The 13,377-nt window shown below is 48.2% G+C and carries 13 protein-coding genes; 12 read left to right on the top strand and 1 reads right to left on the bottom strand.

Features of this window, described 5'->3' with window-relative positions:
- Nucleotides 1–12 precede the first annotated feature (12 nt).
- The 12 genes from AC0YNX_RS07515 to AC0YNX_RS07460 all read left to right on the top strand — a co-directional run bounded on the left by AC0YNX_RS07515 (nucleotide 13) and on the right by AC0YNX_RS07460 (nucleotide 11,597).
- Nucleotides 13–585: a TetR/AcrR family transcriptional regulator gene (locus AC0YNX_RS07515; protein ID WP_475815001.1), complete on the top strand. Its 573-nt coding sequence runs from the start codon at nucleotides 13–15 to the stop codon at nucleotides 583–585.
- Between the two features lie 93 nt (nucleotides 586–678).
- Nucleotides 679–1,002, top strand: a complete 324-nt coding sequence (locus AC0YNX_RS07510; protein ID WP_475815000.1) for an NIPSNAP family protein — start codon at nucleotides 679–681, stop codon at nucleotides 1,000–1,002.
- 24 nt (nucleotides 1,003–1,026) lie between these two features.
- Nucleotides 1,027–1,566, top strand: a complete 540-nt coding sequence (locus AC0YNX_RS07505; protein ID WP_475814999.1) for an NAD(P)H-dependent oxidoreductase — start codon at nucleotides 1,027–1,029, stop codon at nucleotides 1,564–1,566.
- 61 nt (nucleotides 1,567–1,627) lie between these two features.
- On the top strand, nucleotides 1,628–2,371 hold the full coding sequence (locus AC0YNX_RS07500) for an SDR family NAD(P)-dependent oxidoreductase (protein ID WP_475814998.1): 744 nt from the start codon (nucleotides 1,628–1,630) through the stop codon (nucleotides 2,369–2,371).
- Nucleotides 2,372–2,396: 25 nt separating this feature from the next.
- Nucleotides 2,397–2,720 (top strand): NIPSNAP family protein, encoded by a 324-nt coding sequence (locus tag AC0YNX_RS07495; protein WP_475814997.1) that lies wholly within the window; start codon nucleotides 2,397–2,399, stop codon nucleotides 2,718–2,720.
- 115 nt (nucleotides 2,721–2,835) lie between these two features.
- Complete coding sequence (locus AC0YNX_RS07490) at nucleotides 2,836–4,188, top strand: spore germination protein (RefSeq protein WP_475814996.1); 1,353 nt, start codon at nucleotides 2,836–2,838, stop codon at nucleotides 4,186–4,188.
- Between the two features lie 12 nt (nucleotides 4,189–4,200).
- Nucleotides 4,201–5,298, top strand: a complete 1,098-nt coding sequence (locus tag AC0YNX_RS07485) for a GerAB/ArcD/ProY family transporter (protein ID WP_475814995.1) — start codon at nucleotides 4,201–4,203, stop codon at nucleotides 5,296–5,298.
- Nucleotides 5,288–6,388 (top strand): Ger(x)C family spore germination protein, encoded by a 1,101-nt coding sequence (locus AC0YNX_RS07480; RefSeq protein ID WP_475814994.1) that lies wholly within the window; start codon nucleotides 5,288–5,290, stop codon nucleotides 6,386–6,388. Before AC0YNX_RS07485 ends, AC0YNX_RS07480 begins: the two co-directional genes overlap by 11 nt.
- 266 nt (nucleotides 6,389–6,654) lie before the next feature.
- Entirely contained in the window at nucleotides 6,655–8,508 is a 1,854-nt protein-coding gene (locus tag AC0YNX_RS07475; protein ID WP_475814993.1) for an assimilatory sulfite reductase (NADPH) flavoprotein subunit, read from the top strand.
- A gap of 13 nt (nucleotides 8,509–8,521) precedes the next feature.
- Nucleotides 8,522–10,243 carry an assimilatory sulfite reductase (NADPH) hemoprotein subunit gene (gene cysI, locus AC0YNX_RS07470; protein WP_475814992.1) on the top strand — a complete coding sequence of 574 codons (1,722 nt, stop codon included), beginning with the start codon at nucleotides 8,522–8,524 and terminating at the stop codon, nucleotides 10,241–10,243.
- A 146-nt stretch (nucleotides 10,244–10,389) separates the two neighbouring features.
- A complete protein-coding gene (locus AC0YNX_RS07465; protein ID WP_475814991.1) occupies nucleotides 10,390–11,064 on the top strand; it encodes a DNA-binding response regulator in 675 nt (224 codons plus the stop codon).
- Between the two features lie 302 nt (nucleotides 11,065–11,366).
- Nucleotides 11,367–11,597, top strand: a complete 231-nt coding sequence (locus AC0YNX_RS07460; protein ID WP_475814990.1) for a hypothetical protein — start codon at nucleotides 11,367–11,369, stop codon at nucleotides 11,595–11,597.
- Nucleotides 11,598–11,743: 146 nt separating this feature from the next.
- On the opposite strand, the gene AC0YNX_RS07455 is transcribed toward AC0YNX_RS07460, so the two are convergent.
- Nucleotides 11,744–13,345 carry a xylulokinase gene (locus tag AC0YNX_RS07455; RefSeq protein WP_475814989.1) on the bottom strand — a complete coding sequence of 534 codons (1,602 nt, stop codon included), beginning with the start codon at nucleotides 13,343–13,345 and terminating at the stop codon, nucleotides 11,744–11,746.
- Nucleotides 13,346–13,377: the final 32 nt, after the last annotated feature.

Raw genomic sequence — 13,377 nt, 5'->3', positions numbered from 1 at the left:
TAGAATAACAACATGACGAAAACAAAAAACACGGCCGAGCAGATCTTAGATACGGCTCAAGCCATGGTTCAGGAATTCGGATTTAACGGATTCAGCTACGCGCATATCGCTGAGAAGGTCGGTATTCGTACCGCGAGCATCCATTATTACTTCCCGAATAAGGAGGATTTGGGAGAAGCTCTAATTGCTCGATATCTCAAGGGATTTCATGCTGCAAGCGCCCAAATCGACGCCGGCACGACGGACAACTTGGAGCGGCTCTACGGGTTTACCCGCATCTTTAGCGGACCCGTACAGGATAACAATGCTTGTCTGAGCGTCATGCTTTCTTCAGACCTTGCGACCTTATCAGATAAGGTTAGGGAAGGCTTGGCTAATTTCTTCAACGCCAACTTGAGTTATCTCGAGCGTGTTCTCGAAGAAGGCCGGAGGGCAGGTCAGCTGCATTTCGAAGGAGAAGTGAAGGCGCAGGCTCATCAGTTTCTTGCTTCACTGCAAGGCGGCCAATTGCTATCTCGCGGTTTCCGCGATCCAGAGCGCTTCGAGATGATTGCGAAAGGTTTAATATCCGCTTTAAAGGCTTAACGGGCGGATATTTTTTCCGAAGAATGTCTACCTTTTAGTAGATAGACAAAACAGATTAATTGAGTTATATTAACTTTGAAAGGAGGTGAGACAATGATATACGAACTGCGTGTTTATGACGTGCATCCTGGCAAAATGAAAGCTATTCAGGAACGGTTCGATAATCATGTGATTGCCTTGTTCACGAAGCACGGAATGAACATTACTCACTTCTGGGCTGATCTCGATGAAGAGAAGAATCGCCTTTATTATATTGTGGAGCATGATAGTCTGGAGCTGCGCAACGAGAACTATGAGCGATTCCGGAGTGATCCGGAATGGCTTGAAATTAGATGGATATCCGAACAAGATGGTCCGCTCGTACTGAAGCAGGAGAGTTTCTTTATGCAAGACGTCAACTTTTTTACCAACAAATAAAACATACGAATGGAGCAAACAACCATGAAAACACTAGTAATCGTAACACACCCAAACATTGAGGCATCCCGTGTTAATTCCACTTGGCTAGAAGAGCTTCGCAAGCATAGCGATATTACGGTACATGAGCTGTATAAGGCCTACCCGGATGAGAACATCGATGTTGCCAAGGAGCAGGAGTTGGTTGAAGCGCATGACCGGGTTATTTTCCAATATCCGCTCTATTGGTACAGCTCGCCGATGCTGCTGAAGAAATGGTTTGATAACGTGCTTCAATATGGCTGGGCTTTCGGTCCCGATGGTACGGCGACAGCTGGCAAACAATTCGGTGCTGCCATTTCAACTTATGGCTCAGAAGCTTCGTATCAGTCGTCAGGTTCTAACCGATTCACGTTAGCAGAGATTCTGCGCCCGATCGAAGCGACAACGCAATTCATCGGTGGCGAATACTTGCCGCACTTTGCGCTAAGTGATGTGTCTAATCTAACAGATGAACGGCTTGCACAAAGCACTGAAGCTTACCTTAAGCATATTCGTTCCGTACAACCGGCCATTGTTGCGTAATTTTTTTAACCAACTGACCTACCTACTAATAGATAAAAACAAAACAAAGGAGAATCATACAATGAAATTTGAAAATAAAGTCGTCGTCGTTACAGGTGGAAGCAGCGGTATTGGTAAAGCTGTCGCAATCGAGCTGGTTAAGCAAGGAGCGAATGTTGTCCTTAATGGCCGCCGCGAACAAGCGCTTCGGGAAGCTGCGCAACAAATGGATGCCACTGGCCAACATGTAGCTTATGTTGCCGGAGATATCTCGGATCAGCGTGTTGCTGATCAGCTGATTAAGGAAGCACTAGCGCGCTTTGGCCGTATTGATACGCTAATCAACAGTGCAGGTATATTCATTGCTAAGCCGTTTGCTGAAATTACAGAGGAAGAGTTCACATCTGCGCTCTACACGAATGTTGTCGGGTTGTTCTATCTGACGCAGCTGGCTGCCAAAGAAATGCTGAAAGCAGGTTCCGGTCACATCGTCAATCTAACCGCGAGCGGTGCTGGCGATCAGCCGATCAAATCCGTGCCGGCGACGCTTGCTGCCTTAACGAAAGGTGGCGTGAGCGCCTTGACGAAGTCACTGGCAATTGAATTTGCTGACCGAGGCGTTCGCGTCAATGCGGTCGCTCCAGGCGTTATTAAAACACCAATGCATGCTCCGGAGACGCATGATTTCCTTGCGAAGCTGCATCCTATGGGCAGAATGGGCGAAACGCAAGATATCGTCGATGCCATTCTTTATCTGGACTCAGCGCCGTTCGTTACAGGTGAAATCCTTCATGTTGATGGCGGACAAAACGCTGGGCAGTGGTAAGAATTGAATAGAGGAGGAAGTCGCTATGCTATATGAACTTCGAATTTATCACGTTGTCCCTGGCCGGATGCAGGATCTGCTGGATCGTTTCCGCGACCATACACTGACGCTGTTCGAGAAGCATCATCTGAAAGTGACGAACTTCTGGCTGAATGTGGATGAGTCGAAGAATCAGTTCTATTATGTGTTCGAGCATAAGGACGCAGCCGCGCGCGAGAAGAACTTTCAGGCATTTCTGGACGATCCGGAATGGCTGGAGCTGCAGGAACGCACGGAACGAAATGGTAAGCTTTATGAGAAGATTGAAGAGATCTATATGAGCAACGCACCGTTCTTTAAGCTTGCATAAGACAAGACGAGAGCAGCCGGTCCTTGGGACCGGCTGTTTTCTTATGCATATTTGCTAAGTATGAACCCCATAATAATTGGGTACTTGAATGACAAAGTTCAGAAGGACAACGACAATGACAGTAGCAAATTATGAAGAGACACTAGCGGAATTCAAGGATAGTTATGATCTCATCCATCGTTCCTTTCATCAGGATAAAATTCGCATTGTTTATTTGAACTCATTAGTGGATTCTCACTCGTTAGAGTGGGAGATACTCTCGCCATTAAGAGAAATGTCGTTCGATCATTTCGAACAGTCTGCTGAGCAGTCTTTCTATAAACGTGTGAATGGGCAAGAGGAAGTCATACAAGGGATAGTAGACGGTAATGTGACCCTGTTCACGCTGGAGCATGCCTATCTAATCAATGTACCAGGATTCGAAGAGCGTGCCATCTCACAATCCGAAAGAGAGACTGTAATAAACGGCCCGCATGATTCCTTCAATGAGGTATTAAATACGAATGTATCCTTAATTCGAAGAAGAATCAGAAGCCCTCGCTTAAAGATGATTTCGTTATCCGTTGGGGAAATCTCCAGAACGAAAGTGTTGATCATCTATATTGAGGGTATCGCAAGAATGGACATTGTGAACCAGTTGAAGAATCGGATTCAAGCGTTAAAAGTAGATTCCATAACGGACTCCAACTTTTTGATTCAGAAGCTAGATGATCATCAGAACTCGCCGTTTCCTCAATTTTATACCACCGAAAGGCCAGATATTGCTGTGTCCAAGCTGTATGGCGGGAAGATTATTGGACTAGTCGACGAGAGTCCGAATATTATTTGCACGCCTTCCAGCTTCTTCGATTTCTTTGAATCGCCAGATGACTTTTATCAGCGCTGGACAATCGGAGCAGCAGTCAAGTTCCTCCGATACTTAGCTTTATTTGTCACACTCATCCTTACTGCTTTCTATGTCTCTATATGTACATTTCATTATGAGATGATTCCGCAATCCCTGCTGCAGAGCCTTATGCAGTCCAGGAGCAGGGTTCCTTTTCCACCATTTATTGAAGCGCTGTTTCTGGAAATCGTCATTGAGCTGCTAAGGGAGGCTGGTGCGAGACTGCCAACGAAAATCGGCCAAACGATCGGCATAGTCGGAGGTATTGTAATTGGTCAGGCGGCTGTTGAGGCGGGGATCACCAGCAATATCTTGATTATTGTTGTAGCCGTGTCGGCAATTGCTTCCTTCATCGTGCCAAGCTATGGGATGAGTGCTTCTATACGGCTCGTTCGATTTCTGTTCATTATCATGGCAGGATTTTTGGGCAATATCGGCATTTTCTTCACTTTAGGGATCGTGGTCGTCCACTTGATGGGGTTGACCAATTTCTCCTCTCCTTACATCAAGGCGATTTCTCCGACCTTCTTCAAGAGTTGGATGAATACCATCATCATCAAGCCTTTTAATCGAAATAAATGAAGGGAAATGAACATGATGAAGGAACGAATCCACGCGCTTCCACTGTCTATCCTACTCTATAGCATCCAAAATGGCCTTGCCTTGTATACGTTGCCGCGAACAGCTGCTCAGTATTTCGGGACGAATGGCTGGTTAAGCATTATCTTCATATTCATACTCGTGAATATCAATCTTCTTATGATTGCCTTCATTTATAAGCTGGGTAAAGGACGATCCATCTTCGAAATCATTGAGGCTACCATACCCAAATGGGTTATGTTACCTCTTTATTTGTTTATCATAGGTGTTTGGATTGGACTGGCAAGCATGATTATGAGGGAATATATCTTCATTATGAAGATTTTCTTCTATCCCGCATTGCCTGCTACCTATTTTGTCATCTTCTTTACGCTTCTGAGTTTTCAACTCTTAGCTGGAGGACTTCGACATATCGCCAAGTCATTTGTCGTTCTCATCTGTTTCGTAATGCCGATGCTTGTATTGCTTCTTTATCTCATTCCGGACTTTGAATTTGCCCGGTTCACGCCTTTTTATTTCAAAGGCGGGACGGATTACTTCAAGGGATCGCTGCACGTTTATTCCCTTTATTTAGGGATTGAAGTTTCCATGCTATTCTTCCCAATGGTCGAGAAGAAGTGGACGAAATCGCTTTTTATAGGAAATTTCTTCTCATTGTTTGTTTATTTAATCGTTACATTTATGTGCTTTGGCTTCTTCAGCTTCGATCAAATCCTGAACGATCTATACCCCATTATGACTTTGTTTGAGTATACCGAAGTTCCTTTCCTCTCAAGGGCGGAGAATCTTTGCTTCTGTGTGTTCGCCTTTAAGGTCTTGGCGACAACGGTTATCTATTACTGGGGAGCTCAGCAAACACTTCAGAATATTGCCCCAAAAGTGAAGCATCAGATATGGATCATCACCATCCTTGCTGCCGGATTTGTGCTCGCGCTCATTCCTGATACGGTGGCACATGTGGAGAAGTGGTTAAATTGGCTGGGCAATTGTGCCATTATCATTGCGTGGGCATTGCCTATTCTCGTGATGTGCGTTCTATTCATTCAAATGCTGCAAGGTCAAATGCGGAGGGAGACAGATTATGCCAAATAGAATCATCGCATTAAGCATCGCAAGCTGCCTCTTTACCTTGACTGGCTGCCAAGAAAGCAGTGTGATTGAGAAATTAGCTATCCTTGAAGCGGGTGCGTATGATTTGACGGAAGGCAATGAAAATCCGATCACAACCACCGTCCTTTTTCCTACGGTTACGAAAGGGGGGCAGTTTGATACGATGACCCTGACTGCCAGCGGCAAATCCATTCATGACACTTTCCTTAAAGTTCAAAATTTAACCAACCTAAAGATCGTTGGAGGGCAAGGAACGATTCTCTTCGGGGAGAAATTATCGCGGAAGGGACTTCTCAATGTTGTCCGATCCTTGAAAAGGGATCCAGAATTCGGAACTCGCATTAAGTTCGCCATCGTAGAGGGGAGCGCGGGGAAACTTCTTGAGAAAAGCTTTCCCTCTATTGAAGATAACGCAGAGTTTCTGTCCAAGTTCCTGGATCGAGCAGGCAAACGAGAAGAGGTATTAGTTACGAATCAATATCGTTTTCTGAGAGATTATTACGACGACGGCATTGATCCGGTTCTGCCCGTATTCTCATACGAAGGTGAGACGATTGGATTAAAGGGATTAGGCGTTTTTAAAGGTGACCAATATGTTACCCTTCTAACCTCGAGTGAAATGCAAGTCCTTAATTATTTGATGGGAGACATCAAGAATGGCAGACTGATCATTAGTTTGAATGATACGAAGACAGGTCAGACTGAACAGCTTGCATTAAGCAGCATTCGTTCGGCGAATGATAAACAAATAGACACGAGCAATATGAAAGTCGACATCATTCTAAATTTGAAAGCAAGCGTGCTCGAATACACAGGAACAATGGATATCAGCAAAGAAAAATATCAAAAGCAATTGGAAAAACAAATTGAACTCTATTTAGTAAGCAATTCCGAGAAGCTCATTGCCAAATTGCAAAAAAATCAAACCGATCCTATCGGAATCGGAAAGGTTATACGCAATCATTCAACCTATGAGAGATGGAACACTATGAACCGGAGTACGGTATATTCGAACTTGAATATCCATGTTAAAGTTAAAGTGACTCTGGTGAATTCCGGAAAATCAATTTAGACCGGGATGTACGCATGTCCTTGTTCGCCATTCCCTCGTAAGTTCAAATGCGCTCCATTGAGGCATTTTCCTCCGAAATTTCGCTTATTCCCCTGTCTAAGCCGCCCGAAATATGTGCTTTATTGGAATACCTTATAAATGTTATAAGATCATCTGTATTGTTCAACCAAGCAAGGCGTGGTAGGGTAAATATATGAATGTTTGTCATTGAAATCCGAATGATCGGAATATTTCATAATGCGCGAAAAGTGAGGTGTACGAGAGAGATGCTGCAAGTAACGAACAGTCCGTTCGGGCAAGAGCAGGCGGAGCTTCTAAACCGCTTGCTGCCTACGTTGACGGAAGGACAGAAAATTTGGTTAAGCGGCTATTTGGCGGCTTATCAGCAAGTTGGCGTACAAGCAGGTGTTACGGTTACGGCGCAAGGAGCGCCGGCCGCAAGTGCACCGGCAGTCGCAGTAGCCAAAGAAGCGACCGTACTCTTCGGGTCGCAAACCGGCAATAGCCACAAGCTCGCGAAGAAGCTTGCAGGCAAGCTGCAGGATCAAGGGCTGCAGGTTACGCTCTCATCCATGATTGACTTTAAGCCGAACACGCTCAAGAAAGTTGAGAATTTGTTCGTCATCGTAAGTACGCACGGTGAAGGCGATCCGCCTGACAATGCCATTTCGTTCTATGAATATCTTCATAGCAAGCGGGCGCCGCAGTTGAATGGGATGTCATTCTCCGTGCTCGCACTTGGCGATACGTCCTATGAATTCTATTGCAAGACTGGTAGAGATTTCGACGCACGCTTGGAAGAGCTTGGCGCGACGCGGATTGCTTCGCGAATCGATTGTGACGTCGACTTCGAGGAATCGGCGCAGGAGTGGCTCACTAGCGTGCTGCAGGCAACGGGGCAAACTGCAGCAGCAGCAGAGACTGCATCGGCAGCGGTGTCACCTTTGGCCGCCGAAGCGGGCACTTCTTCTGAGCTGAGCGGACAATCGACGGAATATACGAGATCCAATCCTTTTCAAGCGAATGTGCTTGAGAATTTGAACTTGAACGGAAGAGGCGCCGATCGCGAGACACGCCATCTCGAGATTTCATTGGAAGGCTCGGGCATCCAATATGAGCCTGGCGACAGTGTCGGCATCTACCCGCAGAATCATCCGCGGCTTGTGGATGAATTGATAGAAGCGATGGAATGGCAGCCGGATGCGAAAGTGCCTATTCATAAGAGCTCCGAGCGTTGCGCGGTCAAGGATGCACTAACGAGCCATTATGAGATAACGGTTTTGACTCCTGCACTTATTGATAAGTTAGCGGATGTAGCCCCGGACAGCGGGCTGAAGCAGCTGTTAGAACCAGGTCAAGAGCAGGAGCTTAGAGCGTATTGCAAAGGCCGGGATCTGCTTGATCTGGTACAGGATTATGACTTGAAGGGGCTAAGCGCTAAGGCATTCACGGCTCAGCTGCGTAAATTGCCTCCAAGATTGTATTCCATCGCAAGCAGCTTGAAAGCTTATCCCGAAGAGGTTCATCTGACCATTCGCAAAGTCCATTATGAGAACTTGGGAAGAGTCCGCTACGGCGTTTGTTCGACCTTCGTGTCTGAACGGCTCGAACCAGGCCAAGAGCTGCCGCTGTTCGTGCAAGAGAATTCGAACTTCAAGCTGCCTTCGAACCCGGATACGCCGATTATTATGATTGGACCTGGAACGGGAGTTGCACCTTTCCGAGCATTCCTCGGCGAGCGTGAAGAAGTTGGTGCAGAAGGAAAGACATGGCTGTTCTACGGCGATCAGCATTTCTCTTCGGACTTCCTGTATCAAGTGGAATGGCAGCGCTGGCTGAAGGAAGGCGTTCTGACTCGGATGGACGTTGCATTCTCGCGGGATACGGATCAGAAAGTGTACGTCCAGCACCGTATGCAAGAGCACAGCAAAGACTTGTATCAATGGCTGCAAGAAGGAGCCGTTGTCTATATTTGCGGAGATGAGAAGAAAATGGCGCATGACGTTCAGGCAACACTGCTCGCGATTATTAAGCAAGAAGGCGGCTTGAACGAAGAAGAAGCAGCTGCTTACTTGTCGAAGATGCAGCAAGAGAAACGCTATCAACGGGATGTCTACTAAGGAGGTAAGCGGAATGTCTGACAATAACTTGCTGTCGCCAAACAGTGCACCGCATAGCGATGTAGAGGCGATCAAGGATAGAAGCGATTATTTGCGCGGAACGCTGGAAGAGACGTTGCAGGATCGGATTACCGGCTCGATCTCTGAAGATGACAACCGTCTCATGAAATTCCACGGCAGCTATATGCAAGATGACCGTGATGTCCGTAATGAACGGAATCGGCAGAAGCTGGAGCCTGCTTACCAGTTCATGGTTCGTGTTCGCGCTGCCGGCGGTATCGTGTCTCCTGAGCAATGGCTCATGATGGACCGGATCGCGCAGAAATATGCGAATGATACGATTCGTTTGACAACCAGGCAGTCTTTCCAACTGCATGGCGTTATTAAGTGGAATATGAAGTCCGTTATCCAAGAAGTGAACGAGGAGCTGCTGAGCACACTCGCTGCTTGTGGAGACGTCAACCGTAACGTCATGTGCAATCCGAACCCTTATCTCTCCGAAGTGCATGAAGAGGTCTATGAGTGGGCGAAGCGCGTCAGCAATCATCTTGATCCGCATACGAGAGCATACCATGAGTTGTGGCTCAATGAGGAGAAGGTTGCCAGCAGCGATGACGGAGTAGAACAGGAACCGATCTATGGCAAAGTGTACCTGCCTCGTAAATTCAAGATCGGTATCGCAATTCCGCCAGCGAATGAAGTGGATGTATTCTCTCAAGACCTTGGCTTCATTGCCATTCATGAGCAAGGACGGCTGCTCGGCTTCAATGTCGTGGTCGGCGGTGGAATGGGGATGTCGCATGGGGATCCGAAGACGTATCCGCAGGTTGCGCGCACGATCGGCTTCATTACGCCGGAGCAGATGATTGAGGTTGCGGAGAAAACGGTCATGATCCAGCGTGATTATGGAGACCGCGCGGTTCGTAAACATGCACGCTTCAAATATACGATTGACGATCGCGGACTCGAATGGTTCATCACGGAGCTGCAGCTGCGCTTAGGCTGGAAGCTGGAAGAAGCGCGTTCGTATCAGTTCGACCATAATGGAGACCGGTACGGCTGGGTGAAGGGAAGCAACAACAACTGGCATTATACATTGTTCATTCAGAACGGCCGTGTGAAGGATGACGCCGGTTACCAGCTGATGACTGGGCTGCGCGAGATAGCGAAGATTCATAAAGGCGATTTCCGCCTTACGCCGAACCAGAACCTCATTATCGGGAACGTATCCAGCCAGAAGAAGAAGAAAATCGACCAGCTGATTGAGACCTACAATCTGACTGACGGTTCCGTATATTCTGCGCTGCGTCGTAATTCGATGGCTTGTGTCGCATTGCCGACATGCGGACTCGCGATGGCGGAATCGGAGCGTTATCTGCCTACGCTGATCGATAAGCTGGATCTGGTCATGGACGAAGCAGGTCTGCGCGACGATGAAATCGTTATCCGGATGACCGGCTGTCCGAACGGCTGTGCTCGCCCAGCTCTGGCGGAGGTTTCGTTCATCGGCAAGGCACCGGGCAAATACAACATGTACCTTGGCGGCGGCTTTGCCGGCAACCGGCTCAACAAGCTGTATCGCGAGAATATCGGCGAGAACGAGATTCTCAGCGAGCTGCGTCCGATGTTGCTCCAGTATGCGAAGGAGCGTAGAGAAGGGGAGCACTTCGGTGACTTCTGTATCCGCGCGGAGTATGTGAAGGAAGTTCACTCGGGGCTTGATTTCCACGATTAACAGGTAATGAATAAGGGCATTCCAAATGCTATGGTAAGGTTTAAGAAATTCATACGGTTGTGAAGAACACACCGCTCATTCTGGACACGACGTGTCCCGGATTGGGCGGTTTTTTATTTGAATAAGCGAGCGAGGAGAGTGGACAAGTGAACTTTCAGATGGCTTATCAGAATTGGTATGAGGAGCAGCGAGTAAGCGCACAAGGGGATAGAAAGCAGCGGCTTGAGGAAGGGCATGGTCATGCGGAGAAGTTATTTCTGGAGAAGGTATGGTATCCTGCTTTCCGAAGCTTCGACCATCTTCAAGGAGAATACGAGGTGGCAGACTTCAAAGACGGATCACGTTATCTGGATTTTGCATTCATTCAGTCTCCAATTAAACTTGCGATCGAGATAGATGGGTACGGCGTTCATTCCTCCAAAGTCACACGGTGGCAGTTCGCCGATTCACTGATGCGCCAAAATCATCTCATCATCGACGGATGGCAAATCCTCCGATTCTCATACGATGATATAAACGAGAGGCCGCGCATGTGCGAACAAACACTGCAGCAATTCATAGGACGCTGGCTTGGAGGCAATCGTTGTTCGACCATCGAAGTGGACGATCTCATCGAGTCCGAGATTTTGCGCTACGCCTTGCGTCTCGACCGCCCGCTGCGTCCACGCGATGTGATGGTGCTGCTGAACCTCAGTCGATTCAAAGCGTATCGTGTGTTACATCAACTGTGTCAGAAGAAAGTACTACTCCCAGCAGGGAAGGGGACGCAAACCGTCCGCGGATTCCTTGTCAATCAAGGAAGTATGAGTCAGCGAGAATAGGATTTTACTGACACGTAGTTACTCTCTCATTCTTAGATTCGAAGCCCTGCCAGAATGATGCGTGATGAACAATCAATCAGATGCTGAGAGTCGAAAAATCGAACTCTCAGCTGCCAAACGACGCGAAAATGAAGCTGAGAGTCAAAAAAATTGACTCTCATAAATGAGAAATGGCTTAAGCGCGGGTCCTTAGCAGCTGAGAGTCGAAAAAATGAACTCTCAGCTGCCAAACGACGCGAATATGAGGCTGAGAGTCAAAAAATTTGACTCTCGCTAAAGAGAAATGGCTTAGAAGCTGGTCATTGGCAGCTGAGAGTCCCAAAATCGAACTCTCAGCTGCCGAAAGAAGCGAAAATGAAGCTGAGAGTCAAAAAATTCGACTCTCGCGAATGAGAAATGGCTTAGAAGCTGGTCTTTGGGCAGCTGAGAGTCGAAAAAATGAACTCTCAGCTGCCAAACGAGGCGATTATGAGGCTGAGAGTCAAAAAATTCGACTCTCGGTAAAGAGAAATGGCTTAAGCGTGGGTCTTTAGCAGCTGAGAGTCCAAAAATCGAACTCTCAGCTGCCAAACGACGCGAAAATGAAGCTGAGAGTCAAAAAATTCGACTCTCACAAATCAGAAATGGCTTTAGCGCTGGTTTTTAGTAGCTGAGAGCCCCCTGGCGGTCTCATGATGCCTTACTTGCTCGCATTAAGCAGCAGAAAGTCTTTCTTATTGTTCTTGTACAGCGCCTTGAACACTTTAAAGTTCCGGTCATGAACGGCTTTATTCGCTTTATTAGGCGTGTAGCGAGCGCTCGACTTGACCAGTGTTCGGGCGTCGTCGACCCGGTCAATCCAGCCGAGGCCAACGGCTGCAATGATTGCAGCGCCGACAGCGCCGACATTGTGCGGATTCTCGACGGTCTCTACTTCGCGGCCGAGAATATCGGAGAGGATTTGGCAGGTGAGGGGAGCGAGCGCACCGCCGCCGACGAAACGAATCACAGGCGACGTCTTCACCTTCTTCTCCTGCGCCTCAAGGTGCCATCTGAGGTGATAACAGATCCCTTCGAGAACCGCGTGAATCATCTCGGTTTTGCCGGTTTCGAGGCCAATGTTGAAGAACATGCCACGCGCGTTGGCATCCTCGAAGGGGCTGCGATTGCCATGCAGCCAAGGCGTAAAGATAACCCCGTTGCTGCCGGCAGGCACGTTCTTTATCGCATCCATCATGTAATCGTATAGGCTTTCGTATGGCGATTCATAAGCCTCCGATACATGCTTCTTCTCCAGATAAATGTTAATCTCATCGAGCGCAAGATGATCCTTGACCCATTCCAGACATTTACCCGCGGTTTCGAGCTCGGCAAAATAGTTATAAGTCCCAGGATTCGCCCCAACGATCGCCGCAATCATCGCCGATGCATCTACGAGCTGTCGGTTCACGACGGTAGATACCCAGCCGGAAGTTCCCGAATAGATATGCGTGCTTCCAGGATCGACAGCGCCCGCGCCAATACCAATGAGCGAAACATCGCCGCCCCCGCCGAACACTGGCGTGCCTTCCGCTAGATGCAGCTGGGCTGCAGCTTCTTTCGTGAGGCGTCCGACCATATCAGTGCTGCGAACAATACGAGGGAGGTGAGTCATATCAACACCATACATGCTGCAAACCGCTTCGCTGAAGCATTCCTTGCCTTTCCGAGTATCATAGAGCAGAGCGGCGAATGCGCTGTCTTGGGTCATTATGAACTCTCCGGTACATTGGCAGATGAGGTATTCCTTCACATCAAGCCACTTGAAGACTTTGCGGAACACGTCCGGTTCATTGCGCTGCACCCATTTGTACTTCCAGACCGGGTCTTTGACGCTCGATGCGACGGCGCCTGTAATGGAAAGCGATTTGAGCAGCTTGAACACATTTGCTCCAGCAATCTGCAGACCGTTCGCAATGCCTTCCTTCAGTTCACGCTTCGCCCGGTGATCCATATAACTCATGGCACGACGCAGTGGCACACCGTGCTTATCGACGAGTACGAGCCCTTGCATCTGGGCACAGAACGATATCCCTTGAATGCTTTCGGCAGGGAGGCCTGATAACTGCAGTACGCGCTCAGTGGTAATGCGCATCGCATCCCACCAGTCCTGGGGCTCCTGCTCGACGCCGCCGTTCTCCATCACGTACAGCTTATAGTGCTCCGTAGCGGAAGCCGCCAGTTTGATCGTGTCCGAAACTTCGATGAGACAGGTCTTGATCCCTGTAGTTCCTACGTCATACGCAATCACATAAGCCGCCATGAACCAGCATCCTCTCGCACGGATAGGGTCAA

It is taken from the genome of Paenibacillus sp. J31R98, assembly GCF_056269245.1.
The sequence above is the reverse complement of the archived record's forward strand: the minus strand, read 5'-3'. Positions and strand labels throughout refer to the sequence as shown.

Bases quoted from the DNA above. Each gene is read 5' to 3' on its own strand.
- AC0YNX_RS07515 (WP_475815001.1), top strand. From the start codon at position 13: ATGACGAAAACAAAAAACACGGCCGAGCAGATCTTAGATACGGCTCAA.
- AC0YNX_RS07510 (WP_475815000.1), top strand. From the start codon at position 679: ATGATATACGAACTGCGTGTTTATGACGTGCATCCTGGCAAAATGAAA.
- AC0YNX_RS07505 (WP_475814999.1), top strand. From the start codon at position 1,027: ATGAAAACACTAGTAATCGTAACACACCCAAACATTGAGGCATCCCGT.
- AC0YNX_RS07500 (WP_475814998.1), top strand. From the start codon at position 1,628: ATGAAATTTGAAAATAAAGTCGTCGTCGTTACAGGTGGAAGCAGCGGT.
- AC0YNX_RS07495 (WP_475814997.1), top strand. From the start codon at position 2,397: ATGCTATATGAACTTCGAATTTATCACGTTGTCCCTGGCCGGATGCAG.
- AC0YNX_RS07490 (WP_475814996.1), top strand. From the start codon at position 2,836: ATGACAGTAGCAAATTATGAAGAGACACTAGCGGAATTCAAGGATAGT.
- AC0YNX_RS07485 (WP_475814995.1), top strand. From the start codon at position 4,201: ATGATGAAGGAACGAATCCACGCGCTTCCACTGTCTATCCTACTCTAT.
- AC0YNX_RS07480 (WP_475814994.1), top strand. From the start codon at position 5,288: ATGCCAAATAGAATCATCGCATTAAGCATCGCAAGCTGCCTCTTTACC.
- AC0YNX_RS07475 (WP_475814993.1), top strand. From the start codon at position 6,655: ATGCTGCAAGTAACGAACAGTCCGTTCGGGCAAGAGCAGGCGGAGCTT.
- cysI (WP_475814992.1), top strand. From the start codon at position 8,522: ATGTCTGACAATAACTTGCTGTCGCCAAACAGTGCACCGCATAGCGAT.
- AC0YNX_RS07455 (WP_475814989.1), bottom strand. From the start codon at position 13,345: ATGGCGGCTTATGTGATTGCGTATGACGTAGGAACTACAGGGATCAAG.